Origin of the sequence: Rugamonas brunnea, assembly GCF_014042345.1 — a bacterium.
GTDB classification, from domain to species: Bacteria; Pseudomonadota; Gammaproteobacteria; order Burkholderiales; family Burkholderiaceae_D; genus Rugamonas; species Rugamonas brunnea.
In genome coordinates this window covers 205,477-225,461 of the sequence record NZ_JACEZT010000008.1, presented here as the reverse complement: position 1 = coordinate 225,461, position 19,985 = coordinate 205,477, and the positions used below count along the sequence as shown (strand labels likewise).

Genomic DNA, 19,985 nt, shown 5'->3' with positions numbered 1-19,985 from the left:
ATTACGACATAAAATTTCGCGTTATTTGAATTCGTAAAACATAATAACGCTATCGATTATCTTGCATCAAAATCGCGCCGAAATTACTTGCTTTTTGTGCCAGAACGGTGCAGACGCACCGCAGCAGAGCATGCCCATCATGGGCTAAGCGCATGAAATTTAACCGGTTTTAGGCTTGAAAATTCTATGTAAAATCAAGAATTCGTATGTATAATTCGCCGACGTCCCGGATGCGACTGTTGTTTTGTGTCGCCATTTTGGGGTTTAGTAGCAACAAAAAGAGTTGGTATTGGAGAAAGCAGGCATGAATTTCACGCACAACGAGAAAAGCGCCGGGAAGAACGTAACAGGCATCACAATTGTGGTACTTCTGCACATCCTGGTCGCTTACGGGATCGTGTCAGGCTTGGGCAAACGGATGGTCAGCAAGATGATCGAGCCGGTTGAAACCAAGATTATCGAGGAAGTGAAACCTCCTCCACCGAAAGAACTCCCGCCGCCGCCCCCGCCGCCGGAAATGAAAGCGCCACCGCCGCCTTTCATCCCGCCAGTTGAGGTGAACGTGCAGCAACCGCCACCGGTACAAAACACGATCGCCAACGCGACCAACGTGAAACCGGCGACGAATGAGCTGCAGAAGGCGCCTCCGGCCCCGCCGGCAGCGCCACCAGGTCCGGCCAAGTCGGTCCACATTCCGGCGGTATACGATTTCAACGCTTGCGCAAAACCAGAATGGCCTAAGTCATCGCTGCGCAACGAAGAAACCGGTACGGTGACCCTGCAGTTCCTGGTTGGAACGGACGGTCACGTACTCGAATCCAAGATCCTGAAATCGAGTGGTTTCCGGGAACTGGACAAAGCAGCAGTGGCAGGGATTAGCAAATGCAAATTCAAGCCAGGCATGACCGACGGCAAGCCAGAACAGTCGTGGACGCAAGTGCAATACGTTTGGACGCTGGAGTAAACCGGGACTCACCAGTCTCACCGAAGTTCGTTGTTAACCTACATTCAGCGATCTGATTATTTTATCAATTTGGAGGAAGCATGTTTAAGAATACCCGTTTGTCCGCTGTACTGGCCGCTGTGCTGTTCTCGGTGACCGCAGCTACCGCCCTGGTAAGCGCACCAGCCCTGGCTGAAGACGCACCAGCTTCGGCAGCCGCCTCGGCACCAGCAGCTGCGCCTGCAGCGGATGCGGCAGCAGCAGCACCGGAAGCGTCCGCTCCAGCCGCCAAGGTCACCAAGGAAGAAGTAGAAAACCCATACGGCTTCGAAGCTGTCTGGAACGGCGGCTTCGTGTCGCGCGGCACCCTGATCATCCTGTCGCTGATGTCGATGGGCTCGTGGTACATCATCATCACCAAGCTGATCGACCAGATGAAGATCTTCAAGCAGTCGAAAGAGACCGCTGCCAAGTTCTGGAAAGCATCGTCGATCGCCGCTGGCTCGACCGCGCTGACCGATGGCTCGCCTTTCCGCTTCATCGCTGAAACCGGCACCAAGGCCACCGCCCACCACGACGGCGCCCTGCTGGAACAAATCGACCTGTCGACCTGGGTCACCATGTCGATCCAGCGCGCTGTGGACAAAGTCCAGTCGCGTCTGCAAGACGGCCTGTCGTTCCTGGCTACCGTGGGTTCGACCGCACCGTTCATCGGTCTGTTCGGTACCGTGTGGGGTATTTACAATGCACTGATCGCCATCGGCATGTCCGGTAACGCCTCGATCGACAAAGTGGCAGGTCCTGTGGGTGAAGCACTGATCATGACCGCCTTCGGTCTGTTCGTCGCCGTTCCTGCCGTGCTGGGCTACAACTGGCTGGTGCGTCGTAACAAGGCCGCCATGGAAGACGTGCGTTCCTTCAGCGCCGACGTGCACTCCGTGCTGATCTCGGGCGCCATGTCCACCAGCGAAGCTGGCCGTGCTGCCGGCGCTAAAAAGATCGGGTAATCATCATGTCGATGTCCGTAGGCTCCGATAGCGGAGATGAAGATCAAGTCATGTCGGAAATCAACACGACGCCCCTCGTGGACATCATGTTGGTTCTGCTGATTATCTTCCTGATCACGAGCCCGGTTGTGCTGAAGCTGATTAAGATCAAGCTGCCAGAAGAAGCCAACCAGGTTATTCAGACCAAGCCGGAAGATGTCAACATCGTAGTGAGCAAGGATGGCGACATCTACTGGAATCAGAAGAAAATGAAGGACACGAATGAGTTGTTCGATTTTCTGAAGCTGGAAGCAGTCAAGCTGCCGCAGCCGGAAGTACACGTACGTGGCGACCAGGAAACGCGCTACGAAGCGATCGGCAAGGTGATCTACACGACCCAGCGTGCTGGTATCCAGAAGGTCGGCTTCATCACCGAACCGCCTGATAAGGGTTAATGCCCTGCCCGCCCCGGACGGCAACATCGCGCCGGGGCGGATCCAGCCCCCTTCTTAAAAGGAAACACCATGAGTATGAATGTCGGTTCGGGCGGCGCCAAGGGCGCGGATCCGGAACCAATGATGGAAATGAATATGACGCCCCTCATCGACGTGATGCTGGTGCTGATTATCATGATGATCATTACGATTCCTAAGGCTAACCACTCGGTGAACTTGAACATGCCGGTCGGCACCCCGCCGCCACCGACCAAGGAACCGGTTGTGGTCACCATCGACGTGGACTTCGACGGTACGATTCTGTGGGACAATGCGGTCATTCCGGACCGTCACTCCCTGGAAGCGAAACTGATGGATGTGGCGGCGCAAGCCGACCAGCCGGAAGTGCACCTGCGACCCAACAAGCTGGTGTCGTACAAGGTTGTAGCAGGCGTGATGGCTTCGGCCCAGCGTCTGGGCGTGACCAAGATTGGCCTGGTCGGCAACGAACAGTTCCAGTAAGAAGTTGTTTCAAAATGAACATGGCGAGGCGTGGCGCCGAAGACAGTGCGCCTGCACGGCAAGGCGCCACAACGAAGCCATGGGCTTTTTGAAATGACTTCAGCAGTACGTCCCTTTACACGAACGATAGGCAGGATTATCCTGCCTATTTTCGCATTTTGAAGAAAGATTTCTCCCCATGACCAAGTTTCGTCTCGCTCATCTCGGCCTGGTAATGGCCGCTATCGGTTTCACCGCAGCAGCCCCCATCGTTGGCCTGAGCCCGGTCGCCTACGCGGCCGACACGGTGCGCGCGGAAATCGGCAAGCCCCTGCAGGAAGCGCAGAAACTGGCACAGGCAGGTAAGAACAAGGAAGCGCTGGCCAAGCTGAAAGAGGCCGACGCCGTGGGCGGCAAGACCCCCAACGAAATCTACATGATCGAGCGCACCCGCGCCTCGGCCGCGGCCGCCGCCGGCGATAACGACGCCGCCGCCAAGGCCTTCGAAGCTGTGATCAATTCCGGCAAGCTGTCCGCTGCCGAAGCCCCCAAATTCACCCAGGCCCTGGCCGGCATCTACTACCGCGCCAAGGACTATCCGAAAGCCATCATCTGGATCCAGCGCTCGCTCAAAGACGGCGACAATCCGCAGATGCGCGAACTGCTGGTGCAGACCTACTACATCAGCGGCAAGTACGCGGAAGCGGCCAAGGAATTGCAATCGTCGCACGCCAACAGCGAAGCGTCGCTGCAGATGCTGGCCAATATCCAGCTGAAACAGAACGACAAGGCCGGCTACGTGCAGACCCTGGAAAAACTGGCCGGTTCCTATCCGAAGACCAGCTACTGGGCCGACCTGCTGAACCGCGTGTCGGGCAAGCCGGGCTTCTCCAGCACCCTGTCGCTGGACGTGCTGCGCCTGCGCCTGGCCAATGGCCTGCTGGCCAAGCCGGGTGAGTACATGGAAATGAGCCAGCTGGCCCTGCAGGCCGGCAATCCGGCCGAAGCCCTGAAAGTGATCGACCAGGGTTACAAGAAGGGCGTGCTGGGCGTCGGTTCCGATGCGGCCCGCCACCAGCGCCTGAAGGACCTGGCTGTGAAGACGGCCGCCGACAGCGAGAAGACGGCTGCCGCCCAAGAAGCGGAACTGACCAAGAACAAGGATGCCGATGGCCTGAGCAACCTGGGCTTTGGCATGGTCACCGCCGGCAAGGTCGACAAGGGCCTGGAGCTGATGACCAACGCGACCAAAATGGCCGACGCCAAGCACCCTGAGGAACTGAAGCTGCACCTGGGTATCGCCCAGGCCCAGGCTGGCAAGAAGCCTGCCGCCCTGGCCACGCTGAAGACCGTCAAGGGCACGGACGGCGCCGCCGACCTGGCCCGCTACTGGACGCTGCAGATCAACCACCCGATGTAAGGTGGCTGAGGCGGCCCCGGCCGCTTCCCGACCAGCCCCTCTAAAAAGCGCGGTTTATCCGCGCTTTTTGCGTTTACAGGGCCGAAATCGGCCCCGCGGAGCCCCTTGCGGCTGTGCATAGTCCAAACAGTCCGTATAATCCCCCTTTTGGCGACAGTTTTTCCTCACATCCCATGAAGGTATTTCGCGGTCTCCCCAATGCGGCGGCGCGCGCGCCCTGCGCGTTGACCATCGGCAACTTCGACGGTGTCCACCGTGGCCACCAGGCCCTGCTCGCGCACGTGCGCGCGGCCGCCGACCGGCTCGGCCTGGAAGCGGCCGTGATGACGTTCGAACCCCATCCGCGCGAATTCTTCGCCCACAAGGCCGGCGACCTGTCCAAGGCCCCGCCCCGTATCGCCAACCTGCGCGACAAGCTGCAATCGCTGGAGCGCAACGGCATCGACCGCGTCATCGTCGAGCACTTCTCGGACCACTTCGCGGCCCTGACGCCGCAGGAATTCACGGAAAAGGTGCTGGTCGAAGGCTTGCACGTCAAATGGCTGATGGTGGGGGACGACTTCTGCTATGGCGCCAAGCGCGCCGGCAACGTCGCCCTGCTGCAGGAGGCGGGCCGCCACTACGGCTTCCAGGTCGAGACCCTGCCGACCGTGATGAACGGCGAAACCCGGATCTCGTCGTCGGCCGTGCGGGCCGCGCTGCACGCGGGCGACTTCGTGCACGCCGAGCAGTTGCTGGGCCACCCCTATTCCATCTCCGGCCACGTGATCCACGGCCAGAAACTGGGCCGCACGCTGGGCTTCCCCACCCTCAACCTGCGGGTGCCGCACCGGCCCGCGCTGGCCGGCATCTTCATCGTCCAGGTGCACGGCCTGGCCGACGCGCCGCTGCCGGCCGTGGCCAGCCTGGGCTGGCGCCCCACGGTGGAGGACAGCGGCCGCGTGCTGCTGGAAGTGCACGTGTTCGACTTCAACCAGAACTGCTACGGCCGCCAGGTGCGCGTGGAATTCCTGCACAAACTGCGCGACGAGGAAAAATACGTGGACCTGCCCACGCTGACCGCCGCCATCGATCGCGACGCCGAGCAGGCGCGCGCCTTCTTCCGCGAGCGCGCCGGCACGAGCAACGGCGCAACCGGCGCCACCGACCGAATTTGAGTGCGCAACGCGAAGCCAAACGCGCCGGCACTCCCAAGCAAATACGATAGACGTCACCTAGAAGATAAACATGTCCGACAACAAACCAGCCAATCCGAAACAAGACAAGCAAGGCAAGAAGCCCGAGAGCAAATACCCGGTCAACATGACGGAAACCCCCTTCCCCATGCGCGGCGACATGGCCAAGCGCGAGCCGCAATGGGTCAAGGAATGGCAAGACAAGAAGATTTACCAGCGCATCCGCAAGGCGGCCGCCGGCCGGCCCAAGTTCGTGCTGCACGACGGTCCGCCGTACGCCAACGGCGACATCCACATCGGCCACGCCGTCAATAAGATCCTGAAGGACATGGTGGTCAAGTCGCGCACCCTGGCCGGCTACGACGCGCCCTACGTGCCGGGCTGGGATTGCCACGGCATGCCGATCGAGATCCAGATCGAGAAACTGTACGGCAAAAACCTGCCCACGGCCGACGTGCTGACCAAGGCCCGCGCCTACGCCCATGAGCAGGTCGAGCGCCAGCGCAAGGACTTCATCCGCCTGGGCGTGCTGGGCGAGTGGGAGAACCCCTACCTGACCATGAACTACTCGAACGAGGCCGACGAGCTGCGCGCGCTGGGCAAATTGCTCGACAAGGGCTTCGTCTACCGCGGCCTGAAACCCGTCAACTGGTGCTTCGATTGCGGCTCGGCCCTGGCCGAGGCGGAAGTGGAATACGCCGACAAGCGCGATCCGGCCATCGACGTCGGCTTCAAGTTCGCCGAGTGCGACAAGCTGGCCGCCGCCTTCGGCCTCGATAAGCTGCCGACCGAGAACGGCTACATCGTGATCTGGACCACCACCCCGTGGACCATCCCGTCCAACCAGGCGCTGAACGTGCACGCCGAGGTCAAGTACGCGCTGGTGGAAACCGTGCGTGACGGCCAGCCGCTGCTGCTGATCCTGGCCCAGGACCTGGCCGTGTCGTGCCTGGCCCGCTACAAGCTCGATGGCACCACCATCGCCACCTGCGACGGCCAGGCGCTGGCCGGCATCGGTTTCCGCCACCCGCTGGCCGCGCGCGACGCGTTCTTCGACCGCCTGTCGCCGATGTACATCGCCGACTACGTGACCACCGAGAGCGGCACCGGCGTGGTGCACTCGGCGCCCGCCTACGGCCTGGACGACTTCATCTCCTGCAAGGCGCACGGCATGAAGGACGACGCCATCCTGACCCCGGTGCTGGGCGACGGCAAATACGCCGAATCGCTGCCCCTGTTCGGCGGCATGACGATCTGGGAAGCGTCCAAGCCGATCTGCGCGGCCCTGAAGGAGGAAGGCGCGCTGTTCGAAGTGAAGATGTTCGACCACAGCTACATGCACTGCTGGCGCCACAAGACCCCCATCATCTATCGCGCCACCTCGCAGTGGTTCGCCGGCATGGACATCCATCCCAAGGATGGCGGCCCGACGCTGCGCCAGACGGCCCTGAAAGGCATCGACGCGACCCGCTTCTTCCCCGACTGGGGCCAGGCGCGCCTGCACGGCATGATCGCCAACCGTCCCGACTGGACCCTGTCGCGCCAGCGCCAGTGGGGCGTGCCGATGGCCTTCGTGGTGCACAAGGAGACGGGCGAGCTGCATCCGCGCACGCCGGAACTGCTGGAACAGGTGGCCCAACTGATCGAAAAGGGCGGCATCGACGCCTGGCTCAAGCTGGACCTGAAGGACCTGATCGGCGACGAGGCGGCCCACTACGACAAGAACAAGGACACGCTGGACGTGTGGTTCGACTCGGGCACCACGCACCAGACCGTGCTGCGCGGCTCGCACAAGGAGCAATCGCACTTCCCGGCCGACCTGTACCTGGAAGGCTCGGACCAGCACCGCGGCTGGTTCCACTCCTCGCTGCTGACGTCATCCATGCTGAACGGCGCCCCGCCCTACAAGGCGCTGCTCACGCACGGCTTCGTGGTCGATGGCGAAGGCAAGAAGATGTCCAAGTCGGTCGGCAACACCGTCTCGCCGCAGGACGTGTCCAACAAGCTGGGCGCCGACATCCTGCGCCTGTGGGTGGCCGCCACCGACTACACGGGCGAGCTGTCGATCTCCGACGAGATCCTCAAGCGCGTGACGGAATCGTACCGCCGCATCCGCAACACGCTGCGCTTCCTGCTGGCCAACACCTCGGACTTCGACCCGGCGCAGCACGCCGTGCCGGTGGCCGAGCTGCTGGAGATCGACCGCTACGCGATCGCCAACATGGGCGCGCTGCAGGCGCAGATCACGCAGCACTATGAGCAGTTCGAGTTCCACCCGGTGGTGGCCAAGCTGCAGAACTTCTGCTCGGAAGACCTGGGCGGCTTCTACCTCGACATCCTCAAGGACCGCCTGTACACGTCCGGCCTGACCTCGCCGGCGCGTCGCTCGGCGCAGACGGCCCTGTGGCACATCACGCAAAGCCTGCTGCGCCTGATGGCGCCGGCCCTGTCGTTCACGGCCGAGGAAGCGTGGGCCATCTTCGCCGGTCCGGACTCGTACCAGGCCAGCGACGAGACCATCTTCACGCAAACCTGGTGGCAACTGCCGGAACTGGCCGACGGCCCGGCCCTGCTGGCCAAGTACGACGCGCTGCGCGCCGTGCGCGCCGACGTCACCAAGCAGCTGGAGGACTTGCGCACCTCGGGCGCCATCGGTTCGTCGCTGCAGGCCGAACTCTCCATCAAGGCGGCCGGCAACAAGTACGCGCTGCTGGCCAGCCTGGAAGATGACCTCAAGTTCGTGTTCATCACCTCGCAGGCCAAGGTGGCCCAGGTGGCGGCCGAAGCCGAGGAGACGGTGGAAGTGGCCGCATCGACCGCCGACAAGTGCGAGCGCTGCTGGCACTACCGCGCCGACGTGGGCAGCCACGCCGACCACCCGACCCTGTGCGGCCGCTGCCACAGCAACCTGTTCGGCGCAGGCGAGCGCCGCAAGTTCGCGTAAGCCTCGCAGTAAGCTTGCGCAGTAAGCCTGCGCAGTAAGCGTGCGCAGTAAGTGTGTAATATGCCTTCCTCCGCCGCCGCGCCGCCCAGCCCCCGCTGCGCACGGCGCGGCGGCGGCCACGAAACCAACCAACATTCCATGGCCACCAACAAATCCCGCTTTTCCGCCAAATCCTCGTCCAGCCTCACGCCATGGCTCGGCATCGCCGCCATCGTGATCCTGCTCGACCAGCTGTCCAAGATCACCATCACCAAGCTGTTCACGCTCGGTGAAGAGAAATTCGTCACCTCCTTCTTCAACCTGGTGCTGGCCTACAATCCCGGCGCCGCGTTCAGCTTCCTGCGCGACGCGGGTGGCTGGCAACGCTACTTCTTCACCGCCCTCGCCCTCGGCGCGGCGGCCTACATCATCTTCCTGCTCAAGAAGCATGGCGGCCAGCGCCTGTTCTGCTGGGCCCTGGCCCTGATCCTGGGCGGCGCCATCGGCAACGTGATCGACCGCCTGCTGTACGGCCACGTGATCGACTTCCTCGACTTCCACCACAAGGCATTGGGCCACTTCCCGGGGTTCGACCTCGCCGGCCACTTCCCGGCGTTCAACATCGCCGATTCGGCCATCTGCCTTGGCGCCGGCCTGTTCATCCTCGATGAACTGCGCCGCGTGAACCGCTAACTCCTGGAGCACCAGCATGGATCTCACCGGTAAGAAAATCGTCCTCGGCCTGTCCGGCGGCGTGGCCTGCTACAAGGCGGCCGAATTGTGCCGCCTGCTCACAGGCCAGGGCGCCAGCGTGCAGGTGGTGATGACGGACGCCGCCGCCCACTTCATCACGCCCGTGACGATGCAGGCCTTGTCGGGCCGGCCCGTGTTCTCCAGCCAGTGGGACCCGCGGGTGGACAACAACATGGCCCACATCGACGTCACGCGCGGCGCCGACGCCATCCTGATCGCGCCCTGCTCGGCCGACTTCATGGTCAAGCTGGCCCACGGCGTGTGCGACGACCTGCTCTCGACCATGTGCCTGGCCCGCCCGCGCCAGCTGCCGCTGCTGATCGCGCCGGCCATGAACGTGGAGATGTGGCAGAACCCCGCCACCCAGCGCAACGCGGCCCAGCTGCGCGAGGACGGCATCGTCATCTTCGGCCCCGGCGCCGGCGAGCAGGCTTGCGGCGAAGTGGGCCTGGGCCGCATGCTGGAACCGCAGCAGCTGCTGGAGGAAGTGATCGCATCGTTCCAGCCCAAGACCATGGCCGGCAAGCGCATCCTGGTCACGGCCGGCCCCACGTTCGAAGCCATCGACCCGGTGCGCGGCATCACCAATCTGTCGTCCGGCAAAATGGGCTACGCCGTCGCGCGCGCGGCGCGCGAAGCGGGCGCCGAGGTGCTGCTGATCTCCGGCCCCACCGCCCTGCCCACGCCTTACGGTGTCCAGCGCATCAACGTGCAAAGCGCGCAGCAGATGCACGACGCCGTGATGGCGGCCGTGGAAGGCCAGCACGTGTTCGTGGCCGTGGCGGCCGTCGCCGACTGGCGCGTGGCCAACACCAGCGCCCAGAAAATGAAAAAGAAGGGCGACGGCTCCGTGCCCGAACTCAAATTCGAGCAGAACCCGGACATCCTGGCCACCGTGGCCGCCCGGACCTCGCTGGCCGGCCATCCCTACTGCGTGGGCTTCGCGGCCGAATCGGAAAACCTGCTCGAATACGGCGCCGTCAAGCGCGAGAAGAAAGGCATTCCGCTGCTGGTCGGGAACATCGGCCACCACACCTTCGGCCAGGACGACAACACCATCATCCTGTTCGACGAGAACGGCCACACCATCCTGCCGCGCGCCGACAAGCTCACGCTGGCGCGCCAGCTGGTGTGCGAAATCTCCAAGCGGATCGACAAGTACTCGCTGTTCCAGTGACGCCTGCACGGCCCGACAATCCGAATCATCCGAATCACCTGAAACACTGAAACCGCAACAATGAAAAATATCGACGTCAAGATCCTCGACCCGCGCATGAAGGACATGCTGCCCGCCTACGCCACGCCCGGCAGCGCCGGCCTGGACCTGCGGGCCTGCATCGACGCCCCCATCGTCATCGAAGCCGGCCAGACCGTGCTCATTCCCACCGGCCTGGCGATCCACGTGGCCGATCCCGGCTACGCCGCCATGATCCTGCCGCGCAGCGGCATGGGCCACAAGAACGGCATTGTGCTGGGGAATCTGGTAGGCTTGATCGATTCCGACTACCAGGGCCAGTTGATGGTATCGACCTGGAACCGCGGCCACGCCGCCTTCACGCTGCAACCGATGGAACGCCTGGCGCAGCTGATCATCGTGCCGGTCCTGCAAGTCGGGTTTAACATCGTCGAGGACTTCGACGCCAGCGAACGCGGTGCCGGCGGTTTCGGCAGCACCGGCAAACACTAAGGACAGACCATGCCACACTCCGACCAGCAGCCAGGCGCAGCGCGCCGCCAACTTGCCCGACCATGGGCCGCCATGACGGCGATGTTGCTGCTGTCGGCGTGTTCCGCTTTCAAGACGGTGCCGCAAGCGCCCGGCACCTCCGTCCCGCGCGCCGCGCCAGCGCCGGAGCCGGTGGTGGTCACGGCCCGCATGCTGGAGGCGCGCGACACGGTGAGCCGCATGGTGGCCACCCAGGAGCGGCTGTACCAGATCGTGGCGCCGCTCTTGATCAACAATGCGGACCTGTGCCGCACCCACGCCCATGAACTGCTAGGCTTCACGGCCAAGAACAAATACTCCTACCCGGGCGAATACGCGGACGCGGCCCAGGCCGCGCTGGGCTACGGCGAACAGCTGCAGGTGTCGGGCGTGCTGCCCGGCAGCGGCGCCGCGCGCGCCGGCCTGCGCAAGGGCGACGAACTGGTGTCGGTGGAAGCGCAAGCGCTGCCCACGGGACCGAACGCGGAAACCCAGGCCGCGCGCATCCTCGGTCCGCTGGTGGGACGCCACTCCGCGCTCAGCATCACCGTGCGCCGGGGCAGCGCCGTGCGCGCCATCACCGTGCCTGTCACCCGGGCCTGCGCCTTCAAGGTCGACTTGGGCAACTCGGACAACATCAACTCCTATTCCGACGGCCAGCGCGTGCTGATCACGCGCGGCATGGTCAACTTCGCCCAGAGCGACGAGGCGATCGCCTTCGTGCTGGCCAAGGACATCGCCCACAACGTGCTGGGCCACGCCAACACCACGCGCCAAGCCTACACCGTGGGCGGCATGATCGACAACCTGGTGACCGTGCGGCCCGACACCTCGCTCTTGATCGGCAGCGCCGGCATCAAGCCCGTGCCGCAGGAACTGGACGCGGCGGCCGACTACCTGGCGCTGTACCTGCTGGCCCGCGCCGGCTACAACATCGAGCACGCGCACGCGTTCTGGCAGCGCCTGGCCGGCCAGTATCCGCCCACGGTGCTGAACGGCTACACGGCCATCCATCCCGCCACCAGCTACCGGCTCGGCGTGATCGACAAGACCGTGGCCGAGATCAGGGCCAAGCAGGCCGCCCGCAAGCCGCTGCTGCCCTGAGCCGGGCCGACGCCATGCGCACCCTGCTCCTGCCCTTGCTGCTGCTGATCTGCTGCGGCGCGGCGCAGGCGGCGAAGGGACCGCACGGGCATCCGGCCCACCACCGCACGCACTGGAGCCGCGTGGGCCGGGCCGAAGGCGCGACGCTCTACCTGGACCGCACCAGCATCGTGCGCGTGGAACAGGGCCGGCGCGCATGGACGCTGCGCAGCTTCCGCCGTCCCCAGAATACGCCGGGCGGCAAGCCATTCCGCTCCATGAAGGCGCAGCACGTGTATGCATGCGGCGCGCGCACGGCCATCCTGCGGGCGCAGATCTACTATCCCGAGGCGATGGGCCGCGGCGAACCGGTGGAGAACTATCGGTTCGAGGAATTCAGCCCGGAAGCCATCGCGCCTGGCAGTCCTTACGCGGCGGCGCTGGCCGCCGTGTGCCGGCGCCGCCGCTGAGCGTGCGCCAGCGCGCCGGCATTCAGCTGAAGTTGGGGAAGTTGGGGAACACCGCGCCCATCACCCACGTGAGGGCGACACAGAACAGCACAGCGATGATCAGCACGATCAGCAGGCGGCCGAACTTGGGATTGCCGTCATCTTCGTGGTTGTCGGGTTGGGTCATCAGGTCATCCTGCAAGCTTTGGAGAGCCATAGTATAGTCGAATGCCTGCAGCCGCAAGGAGCCCACCGCCATGGACAGCATCGACCTGGAAGTACTGAAGACTTGCGCCGCCTGGATCGCGGCTGGCCGCCGCTGCGAACTGGTCACCGTGATCCGTACCTGGGGCTCCAGCCCCCGCCCCGTGGGCGCCACGCTGGCCATCTGCGAGGACGGCAGCGTGATCGGTTCCGTCTCGGGCGGCTGCATCGAGGATGACCTGATCGCGCGCGCCCGCGGCGACGGCTTGCGGCGCGCCGGCCCGGAACGGGTCAGCTACGGCATCACCGCCGACGAGGCGCACCGCTTCGGCCTGCCCTGCGGCGGCACCATCGAATTGGCGGTCGAACCGCTGTCGGCGCGCAGCCGCATCGCCGAACTGCTGGAACGGCTGGAGCGCCACGAACTGGTCGAACGCCGGCTGGATATGGCCAGCGGCGCCGTCACACTGGCGCCGGCGCCGCCGGGCGCCGTCATGCGCGCCGATGCGCACACGCTGGTCACACTGCACGGCCCCCGCTGGCGTTTGCTGATCATCGGCGCCGGCCAGTTGTCGCGCTTCCTGGCCCAGGTGGCCACCGCCATGGACTACCACGTGACCGTGTGCGAGCCGCGCGAGGAATACCGGACCGGCTGGAACATGGACGGGGTGCAGCTGGTGCACGCCATGCCGGACGACCTGGTGCTGGAACTGAAGCTGGACCACCGCAGCGCCGTCGTGGCCCTGACCCACGATCCCAAGCTGGACGACCTGGCCCTGATGGAGGCGCTCAAGTCGGACGCGTTCTACGTGGGCGCCATCGGCTCGCGCGCCAACAATGCCAAGCGGCGCGAACGGCTGTTGCAGTTCGACGTCACGCCGGACCAGCTGGCGCGGCTGCATGGACCCATCGGCCTGTACATCGGCAGCAAGACGCCGGCCGAAATCGCGATCTCCATCCTGGCCCAGATGACGGCCATTAAGAACGGTGTACCGGCCGCGCTGCAAGTGGGCCACGCGGCCACGCCAGAAGCGCCGGGCAGCCATGCCTGCGTGGCCTGAACCATTCAATAGCAAGAAGCGGGTGGCGCTAGCGCCGCCCATGCCCGACAATCACGCCTTTTCCATGGGATGCCATCCATGAGCACCACCAACCTGTTCCGACTGATCCTGCTGGCCGCCATCTGGGGAGGCTCGTTCCTGTTCATGCGCATCGCCGCGCCCGTGCTGGGCGCCGCGCTGCTGATCCAGTACCGGGTGCTGTTCGCCGCCCTGTTCCTGGCCATCGTGGCGCTGGTGCTGCGCAAGCCGCTGCAACTGCGCCGGCACTGGAAGCATTACCTGATCCTGGGCCTGTTCAATTCCGCCCTGCCCTTCCTGCTGTTCGCGTTCGCCGCGCGCACGCTGTCGGCCTCGCTGATGGCAGTGCTCAACGCCAGCACGCCGCTGTGGGGCGCCGTTATCGGCGCTGCCTGGTCGCGCCGCATGGTGTCGCCCACCGTGGCGGCGGGCCTGCTGCTGGGCGCAGCCGGCGTGGCGCTGCTGGTCAGCTTCGACCATGTGAGCGCCGGTCCGGGCGCCGGACTGGCCATCGCGGCCGTGCTGTTCGCCTCGTTCAACTACGGCATCGCCAGCAACTACGCCAAGTCGGCCAAGTCGGCGCAGGACGTGCCGCCGTTCGCCAACGCCCACGGCAGCATGTGGGGCGCCACCTTGCTGGTGCTGCCCGTGCTGCCGTGGTTCCCGGCGCCGGCCACGCCGACCATCGGCATCATGGGCGCCGTGCTGGCCCTGGGCGTGTTGTGCAGCGGCGTGGCCTACCTGATCTACTTCCGCCTGATCGAAGACGTGGGGCCGGCCTCCGCGCTCACGGTCACTTTCCTCAGCCCCGTGTTCGGCATCCTATGGGGCGTGCTGTTCCTGGGCGAGACGACGGGCTGGTACACCTGGACCGGCGCTGCCATCGTCCTGCTGGGCACCGCGCTGGTGACGGGCTTCCGCCCCCGCCTGGGTGCGCAGCGCAAGGCGAGCGCCGCATGACGCGCGCGTCATTCACGCTGCCGCTGCCGCCCGGCTACCGGCTCGATGACGTGCTGGCCTTCCACCGGCGCGATGCGGAAAGCGTGGCCGAACAGGTCAGCGACCGCCACCTGCGCAAAGGCGTGCTGCTCGACGGCGTGCCCGTGGTGCTCGACATTGCGCTCGACATTGCGCCGCCGATGGCAAACGATGGCGCCAAAGGCAACGCCAGAAACAACGCCAACAGCCGCGCCCCATCGGCCGCCCACTGCACCATCCTGGCCGACGGACCGTGCACGCCCGCCATCGAAGCGTACGCGCGCGCCGCCGCCGAAGCCATGCTGGGTCTGCGCATCGATCCCGAACCGTTCGCCGACTTCACGGCCGGCGATCCGCTGTTCGGCCCCCTCACGCGCGCGCAGGCGGGCTTGCGCGTGGTGCAGTCGGCCACCGTGTTCGAAGCGCTCACCTGGGCCATCATCGGCCAGCAGATCAACCTGCCGTTCGCCATCGCGCTGCGCCGCACCTTCATCCTGCAAGCGGGCCGCCAGCACAGTTCCGGCCTGTGGTGCTACCCGGACGCGGGCAGCGCGGCCAGCCTGGTCCCGGACGCGCTCACCACGCGCAAATTCTCGCGCGCCAAGGCCGACACGGTGCTGCGCCTGGCGCAACTGGTGGCCAGCGGCGAACTGCGGCTGGCGTTAGGCCCCGGCTATGGCATCGACGACGTATCGGCCGCCCTGCTCGCCGTGAAAGGCATCGGCCCCTGGACCGTCAACTACGGCCTGCTGCGCGGCTATGGCTACGCCGACTGCTCGCTGCATGGCGACGTGGCCGTGCGCGCGGCGCTGCAACACCTGCTGGGCGAAGACGCCAAACCCGACATGGCGCGCACCGAGCAGTTCCTGGCCCGCTACCGCCCCCATCGCACCATGGCTGCCGCCCACCTGTGGGCCAGCCAGCACCCCCGAGAAGATCCACCTGCCCCGTGACCGGGAGCCGGTACGGTTGATCTGCGCCTGCAAAACGGCGGACTAGCGGGCCTTTATCCGGCAGTCCATTGCCACGCTGCCCGCCGCCTGAGGCGCGGCCGCAGGCCCCGTTCGCAAGGTGCGGACCGGCGTACGCGCCGGCGCAAGGTTCGCAGGTTCACGCCGCGCATGGTTCCACCTCATGGACAAAGCGGCCGAACTGCTCGGCCGTTAAGGGCTTGCTGTAGTAATAGCCCTGGATTTCGTCGCAACCGTGCTCGCGCAGGAATTCGAGCTGGGCCTGGGTCTCCACGCCTTCCGCGATGGTGCGCAGGCCCAGCCCGCGCGCCATCGCGATGATGGCCGTGACGATGGCGCGGTCCTCCGGGTCGGCGCTGATGTCGCGCACGAAGGATTGGTCGATCTTCAGCTTGTACACCTTGAACTTCTTCAGGTAGCTGAGCGAGGAATAGGCGATGCCGAAATCATCGATGGCCATGCGCACGCCATGCTCGTGCAACTGGTCCATCACGGCGATGGCGGCCGGCGGATCGTGCATGGCGCCGCTCTCGGTCAGCTCCAGCTCCAGGTATTGCGGCGGCAGCTGTTCCTCGGCCAGGATGGTGGCCACCATGGCCGGCAGATTGGGATGGCGGAACTGCACGGTCGACAGGTTGACGGCCAACACGAACGGCGCCATGCCTTCGTCCAGCCAGGCCTTCATCTGGCGCACGGCGCGCCGCAGCACCCATTCGCCGATAGTCACGATCAAGCCGCTGTCCTCGGCCGCCGGGATGAATTCCTCCGGCGACACCTGGCCCAGCAAGGGATGGTGCCAGCGCAGCAAGGCCTCGGCGCCGATGATGCGGCCATCGCGCGCGCTGAACTGGGGCTGGTAGTGGATCGTCAACTGGTGCTGCTCCAGCGCGTGGCGCAGCGCGCTCACCACCTGCATGCGGCGCACCGTCAGCGCCTCGATCTCGGCCGTGAAGAAGCAATAGCGATTGCGCCCGTTCTGCTTGGCGCGGTACATGGCGGCGTCGGCGCACTTGACCAGGCCCTCCAGGTCGCCGCTGTCGTCCGGATACAGGGCGATGCCGATCGAACCGCTCACCGTCAACTCGTGCTGCTCGATCGAGAAGGGTTCCTCCACCACGTCCAGGATGCGCTGGGCCGTCTGCGCCAGGCCGCCCACGTCCACCCCTTGCAGCAGGAACACGAACTCGTCGCCGCCCAGGCGCGCCACCATGTCGTCGGCGCGCATGATGCCGCGCAGCCGCCGCGCCAGCGCCACCAGCAGCGCGTCGCCCACGCTGTGTCCCAGGCTGTCGTTGATGTCCTTGAAATGGTCGAGGTCGAGGAACAGCACGGCCAGTTTCTGTCCGCCGTCGGCCGCCTGGCCGATGGCGTGCTGGATGCGTTCATCCAGCTGCACGCGGTTGGGCAAGCCCGTCAGCACGTCGTAATGGGCCAGGTACTGGATGCGCTCCTCGGCCAGCTTGCTCTTGGTGATGTCGCGCGAGACGCCGAACAAGCCCACCACGGCACCGGACGGGTCGTAGATGGGGCCCTTGGTGGACTGGAACAGGATGCGCTCGCCCGACTGGTTGACCAGGTATTCCTCCTGGGTCTGGGTGCGGCCCGAGGCGATGATCTCCTGGTCCAGTTTCCCGATCGCCAGCGCCGTCTCGGCCGGCAGCATGGCCAGGTCGTCGCGCCCCAGCACCTCGGCCTGCGGCCGGCCCAGGTAGGAGGCCGCCGCGCCATTGGCCAGCAGGTAGCGGCCCTTCAAATCCTTGACGTAGATGGCGTCCGAGGTGCCGCCGACGACATTGGTGAGCAGGTTGCGGTCCACGTCGCGCCGGTGCAGGGCGCGACGCAATATTTCGCTGAGCACGCTGATGACGATGCCGTTCAGGACCAGCAAGCTCCACACCAGCAAGTCCGTGCCGCGGTCGAAGCGCATGCTGTACAGCGGCTCGATGGCCATCAGCTTGTCGCCCACCGTGGCCACGACCGTGGCCAGCAGGCCCGGCCCCAGGCCGCCCAGCATGGCGCTGAGGATGATGGGCAACATGAACAGGATCAGCCATGGATGTTGCTGGTTGACGGCCACCATGTTCAGCCGCGCGAACAGGGTGGCGCCGGACAAGGCTGCGGCCAGCACGTAGCACAGCGCGCCATTGCCGCGCGTGGGCGCCAGGCCGGTGGCCATCATCGTCAGCAGCGATTGCGGGCGGTTATCGTCGCCGGCAACGGCGCGCATGGCGAGAAAATAGCCGACCGCCGTGCTGACGACGAAAAACACCCCCTTGGCCGTCGACATCCAGGCCGCGTCCCGCACATTCAGGAGGCTGAGCAACATCTGGTCCGACAGGAAAATCCATGCCAGGGCCAGCACCGTGTAGCTGGCTGTGACGAGAGCGATGAAACGATTGCGCGACGATGCCATTTCATCCCCCTTTCAGGTAGCGGCAGCGGTGAAACCACAAGGCATCCGGCCAATGGCAGGACGGCGTTTCCGGGCGATCCCGGCGGGTTCAAACGGCTGGCACAGTGATTGGGGGCGCAGACTGGCGTTCCGGGAGCGGCAACCCGCGGGAAAAAGGGGGATTGCCGGCTCGACGCTTATGCTAGGAGATTAGCATTGAAACTTCCGCCACAGCCACGCGTCTTGCGCTGCATCAATCGCGGAGTTCCAATTCAATGATCTGGATCAAATCATCGCCGGACAGTGTTGCCTGGTCGCAGCAATAAAAAACCGTCACCACTTTAACATGGACGACGGTTTTTTGGGAATTTGGTTGCGGGGACAGGATTTGAACCTGTGACCTTCGGGTTATGAGCCCGACGAGCTGCCAGACTGCTCCACCCCGCGTCTGATGTGATCATTATAGGCCAAAGACTTGATTTAGGCAATATTTATCCCGAAATCGCTGGTGATAGCCCATATAAATGCCCGCCAACGCCGATCCACCGTGCCGCGCGGCACGGTTTTCCCTCTGGCGTGGCCCCTGCGGACATGCCGCGATGGCGCCATTGGGTGTAAAGTAAGCACATCACGACTAGAGTAATCTCCATGAAATATTGTTCCGAATGCGCCCACCCCGTGTCCCTGACCGTACCGGCCGGCGACAACCGTCCGCGCTACGTGTGCAGCCACTGTGCCACCATCCATTACCAGAACCCCAAGATGGTGCTGGGCTCGATCCCGGTGTGGGAGCGCGACGGCCAGACCCAGGTGCTGCTGTGCCGGCGCGCCATCGAACCGCGTTACGGCTACTGGACCCTGCCGGCCGGTTTCATGGAGAACAACGAGACCACCTCCCAGGCCGCCGTGCGCGAGACGGAGGAGGAAGCGGGCGCCAACATCGAGCTGGGCCAGCTGTTCACCCTGCTCAACGTGGCGCGTGTGCACCAGGTCCACATGTTCTACCTGGCCACGCTGCGCGACCTCGATTTCGCCCCCGGCGAGGAAAGCCTGGAAGTGAAGATGTTCACGGAGGCGGAAATCCCGTGGGATGACCTGGCCTTCCCCACCGTCCGCACCACGCTGGAGCTGTTCTTCGCCGACCGCGCCCGCATGCGCGAAGGCGGCGGCCACGGCTTCTACACCCAGGACGTCGACCGTCCCATGCGCACCGACGTCTGAGGCGGCCGTGATCCCCTGGCTAGAAGCGCAAAGCCCCTTCCCGGACGTGGCCAGCGCGCTCACGACGGATGCGCCCGGCTTGCTGGCGGCCGGCGCCGACCTGTCGCCGCAACGCCTGCTGGCAGCCTACCAGCGCGGCATCTTTCCCTGGTTTTCCGAAGGCCAGCCCATCCTGTGGTGGAGCACCGACCCGCGCATGGTGCTGATGACGGACCAGTTCCGCATCAGCGACAGCCTGAAGAAGACCCTGCGCAAAATCGAACGCAGCCGCCACACGGACGGCCGCTGGCAGGTGCGCTTCGACAGCGCCTTCGAACAGGTGATGCGGGCCTGCGCCGCGCCGCGCAAGGACGGCCCCGGCACCTGGATTTCGGAAGACATCATCGCCGGCTACACGGGCTTGCACCGGCTCGGTTACGCCCATTCATCCGAGCTGTGGCTAGACGGCAAGCTGGTGGGCGGCGCCTACGGCGTCTGCATCGGCCGCATGTTCTATGGCGAATCGATGTTCGCCCGCGTCAGCGACGCCTCCAAGGTGGCGCTGGCCTACCTGGTGCAATTCCTGCGCAGCCACGGCGTAGCCATGATCGACTGCCAGCAGGAAACCAACCACCTGGCCTCGCTGGGCGCCGCGCCGATTCCACGCACCCGCTTCCTGGCGCATCTGCGCAACAGTATCGCCTTGCCGCCAATTTCCACATGGGAACCAATTGCGCCCTTGCCGGACGCCGGTTAAGCTGGACCTGCATGCACGGCATGCGCGCGCGC

General features: G+C 64.9%; 19 protein-coding genes and 1 tRNA gene. 17 read left to right on the top strand and 3 right to left on the bottom strand.

Annotated elements, in window-relative coordinates:
• Positions 1-304 precede the first annotated feature (304 nt).
• The 12 genes from H3H37_RS14200 (at position 305) to H3H37_RS14145 (ending at position 12,393) form a co-directional block, all read left to right on the top strand.
• Positions 305-964, top strand: a complete 660-nt coding sequence (locus tag H3H37_RS14200; RefSeq protein ID WP_182163520.1) for an energy transducer TonB — start codon at positions 305-307, stop codon at positions 962-964.
• 80 nt (positions 965-1,044) lie between these two features.
• Positions 1,045-1,950, top strand: coding sequence for a MotA/TolQ/ExbB proton channel family protein (locus H3H37_RS14195; protein ID WP_182163518.1), 906 nt, complete (start codon positions 1,045-1,047; stop codon positions 1,948-1,950).
• A 5-nt stretch (positions 1,951-1,955) separates the two neighbouring features.
• Complete coding sequence (locus H3H37_RS14190) at positions 1,956-2,384, top strand: ExbD/TolR family protein (RefSeq protein WP_182152276.1); 429 nt, start codon at positions 1,956-1,958, stop codon at positions 2,382-2,384.
• Between the two features lie 69 nt (positions 2,385-2,453).
• Entirely contained in the window at positions 2,454-2,885 is a 432-nt protein-coding gene (locus H3H37_RS14185; protein WP_182163516.1) for an ExbD/TolR family protein, read from the top strand.
• Positions 2,886-3,063: 178 nt separating this feature from the next.
• The gene (locus H3H37_RS14180) at positions 3,064-4,284 is read left to right on the top strand and encodes a tetratricopeptide repeat protein (protein ID WP_229218834.1); all 1,221 of its coding nucleotides are present in this window, start codon (positions 3,064-3,066) and stop codon (positions 4,282-4,284) included.
• A gap of 173 nt (positions 4,285-4,457) precedes the next feature.
• Positions 4,458-5,441: a bifunctional riboflavin kinase/FAD synthetase gene (locus H3H37_RS14175; RefSeq protein WP_182163515.1), complete on the top strand. Its 984-nt coding sequence runs from the start codon at positions 4,458-4,460 to the stop codon at positions 5,439-5,441.
• A gap of 70 nt (positions 5,442-5,511) precedes the next feature.
• Positions 5,512-8,403 (top strand): isoleucine--tRNA ligase, encoded by a 2,892-nt coding sequence (gene ileS / locus H3H37_RS14170; protein WP_182163513.1) that lies wholly within the window; start codon positions 5,512-5,514, stop codon positions 8,401-8,403.
• Between the two features lie 138 nt (positions 8,404-8,541).
• Positions 8,542-9,075 (top strand): signal peptidase II, encoded by a 534-nt coding sequence (lspA, locus tag H3H37_RS14165; RefSeq protein WP_182163511.1) that lies wholly within the window; start codon positions 8,542-8,544, stop codon positions 9,073-9,075.
• 16 nt (positions 9,076-9,091) lie between these two features.
• Positions 9,092-10,312 carry a bifunctional phosphopantothenoylcysteine decarboxylase/phosphopantothenate--cysteine ligase CoaBC gene (gene coaBC / locus H3H37_RS14160; RefSeq protein ID WP_182163509.1) on the top strand — a complete coding sequence of 407 codons (1,221 nt, stop codon included), beginning with the start codon at positions 9,092-9,094 and terminating at the stop codon, positions 10,310-10,312.
• 60 nt (positions 10,313-10,372) lie between these two features.
• On the top strand, positions 10,373-10,822 hold the full coding sequence (gene dut / locus H3H37_RS14155; RefSeq protein ID WP_182163507.1) for a dUTP diphosphatase: 450 nt from the start codon (positions 10,373-10,375) through the stop codon (positions 10,820-10,822).
• Between the two features lie 72 nt (positions 10,823-10,894).
• Positions 10,895-11,944, top strand: coding sequence for a M48 family metallopeptidase (locus tag H3H37_RS14150; protein WP_220456436.1), 1,050 nt, complete (start codon positions 10,895-10,897; stop codon positions 11,942-11,944).
• 14 nt (positions 11,945-11,958) lie between these two features.
• Positions 11,959-12,393: a surface-adhesin E family protein gene (locus H3H37_RS14145; RefSeq protein ID WP_182163503.1), complete on the top strand. Its 435-nt coding sequence runs from the start codon at positions 11,959-11,961 to the stop codon at positions 12,391-12,393.
• 22 nt (positions 12,394-12,415) lie between these two features.
• On the opposite strand, the gene H3H37_RS14140 is transcribed toward H3H37_RS14145, so the two are convergent.
• Complete coding sequence (locus H3H37_RS14140) at positions 12,416-12,559, bottom strand: hypothetical protein (RefSeq protein ID WP_182163501.1); 144 nt, start codon at positions 12,557-12,559, stop codon at positions 12,416-12,418.
• A gap of 70 nt (positions 12,560-12,629) precedes the next feature.
• Between H3H37_RS14140 and H3H37_RS14135 the strand changes: the two genes are divergently transcribed.
• The 3 genes from H3H37_RS14135 to H3H37_RS14125 all read left to right on the top strand — a co-directional run bounded on the left by H3H37_RS14135 (position 12,630) and on the right by H3H37_RS14125 (position 15,586).
• On the top strand, positions 12,630-13,637 hold the full coding sequence (locus H3H37_RS14135; protein WP_182163499.1) for an XdhC family protein: 1,008 nt from the start codon (positions 12,630-12,632) through the stop codon (positions 13,635-13,637).
• Positions 13,638-13,715: 78 nt separating this feature from the next.
• On the top strand, positions 13,716-14,615 hold the full coding sequence (locus H3H37_RS14130; RefSeq protein WP_182163497.1) for a DMT family transporter: 900 nt from the start codon (positions 13,716-13,718) through the stop codon (positions 14,613-14,615).
• A complete protein-coding gene (locus tag H3H37_RS14125; RefSeq protein ID WP_182163495.1) occupies positions 14,612-15,586 on the top strand; it encodes a DNA-3-methyladenine glycosylase 2 in 975 nt (324 codons plus the stop codon). Before H3H37_RS14130 ends, H3H37_RS14125 begins: the two co-directional genes overlap by 4 nt.
• 157 nt (positions 15,587-15,743) lie before the next feature.
• Here H3H37_RS14125 and H3H37_RS14120 read toward each other — a convergent pair whose 3' ends face one another.
• Together H3H37_RS14120 and H3H37_RS14115 are read right to left on the bottom strand one after the other, a co-directional pair.
• A complete protein-coding gene (locus H3H37_RS14120; RefSeq protein WP_220456435.1) occupies positions 15,744-18,017 on the bottom strand; it encodes a putative bifunctional diguanylate cyclase/phosphodiesterase in 2,274 nt (757 codons plus the stop codon).
• Positions 18,018-18,366: 349 nt separating this feature from the next.
• A tRNA-Met gene (locus H3H37_RS14115) sits at positions 18,367-18,443 on the bottom strand.
• A 201-nt stretch (positions 18,444-18,644) separates the two neighbouring features.
• Here H3H37_RS14115 and H3H37_RS14110 point away from each other — a divergent pair.
• Positions 18,645-19,217 carry an NUDIX hydrolase gene (locus H3H37_RS14110; RefSeq protein ID WP_182163493.1) on the top strand — a complete coding sequence of 191 codons (573 nt, stop codon included), beginning with the start codon at positions 18,645-18,647 and terminating at the stop codon, positions 19,215-19,217.
• A gap of 7 nt (positions 19,218-19,224) precedes the next feature.
• Positions 19,225-19,953 carry a leucyl/phenylalanyl-tRNA--protein transferase gene (aat, locus tag H3H37_RS14105; RefSeq protein WP_182163491.1) on the top strand — a complete coding sequence of 243 codons (729 nt, stop codon included), beginning with the start codon at positions 19,225-19,227 and terminating at the stop codon, positions 19,951-19,953.
• Positions 19,954-19,985 lie beyond the last annotated feature (32 nt).

Coding starts and splice junctions, on each gene's coding strand:
- H3H37_RS14135 (WP_182163499.1), top strand. CDS start 12,630: ATGGACAGCATCGACCTGGAAGTACTGAAGACTTGCGCCGCCTGGATC.
- H3H37_RS14195 (WP_182163518.1), top strand. CDS start 1,045: ATGTTTAAGAATACCCGTTTGTCCGCTGTACTGGCCGCTGTGCTGTTC.
- H3H37_RS14145 (WP_182163503.1), top strand. CDS start 11,959: ATGCGCACCCTGCTCCTGCCCTTGCTGCTGCTGATCTGCTGCGGCGCG.
- H3H37_RS14120 (WP_220456435.1), bottom strand. CDS start 18,017: ATGGCATCGTCGCGCAATCGTTTCATCGCTCTCGTCACAGCCAGCTAC.
- H3H37_RS14185 (WP_182163516.1), top strand. CDS start 2,454: ATGAGTATGAATGTCGGTTCGGGCGGCGCCAAGGGCGCGGATCCGGAA.
- H3H37_RS14150 (WP_220456436.1), top strand. CDS start 10,895: ATGACGGCGATGTTGCTGCTGTCGGCGTGTTCCGCTTTCAAGACGGTG.
- H3H37_RS14200 (WP_182163520.1), top strand. CDS start 305: ATGAATTTCACGCACAACGAGAAAAGCGCCGGGAAGAACGTAACAGGC.
- H3H37_RS14130 (WP_182163497.1), top strand. CDS start 13,716: ATGAGCACCACCAACCTGTTCCGACTGATCCTGCTGGCCGCCATCTGG.
- H3H37_RS14140 (WP_182163501.1), bottom strand. CDS start 12,559: ATGACCCAACCCGACAACCACGAAGATGACGGCAATCCCAAGTTCGGC.
- H3H37_RS14190 (WP_182152276.1), top strand. CDS start 1,956: ATGTCGATGTCCGTAGGCTCCGATAGCGGAGATGAAGATCAAGTCATG.
- H3H37_RS14125 (WP_182163495.1), top strand. CDS start 14,612: ATGACGCGCGCGTCATTCACGCTGCCGCTGCCGCCCGGCTACCGGCTC.
- lspA (WP_182163511.1), top strand. CDS start 8,542: ATGGCCACCAACAAATCCCGCTTTTCCGCCAAATCCTCGTCCAGCCTC.
- H3H37_RS14180 (WP_229218834.1), top strand. CDS start 3,064: ATGACCAAGTTTCGTCTCGCTCATCTCGGCCTGGTAATGGCCGCTATC.
- ileS (WP_182163513.1), top strand. CDS start 5,512: ATGTCCGACAACAAACCAGCCAATCCGAAACAAGACAAGCAAGGCAAG.
- H3H37_RS14110 (WP_182163493.1), top strand. CDS start 18,645: ATGAAATATTGTTCCGAATGCGCCCACCCCGTGTCCCTGACCGTACCG.
- H3H37_RS14175 (WP_182163515.1), top strand. CDS start 4,458: ATGAAGGTATTTCGCGGTCTCCCCAATGCGGCGGCGCGCGCGCCCTGC.
- dut (WP_182163507.1), top strand. CDS start 10,373: ATGAAAAATATCGACGTCAAGATCCTCGACCCGCGCATGAAGGACATG.
- coaBC (WP_182163509.1), top strand. CDS start 9,092: ATGGATCTCACCGGTAAGAAAATCGTCCTCGGCCTGTCCGGCGGCGTG.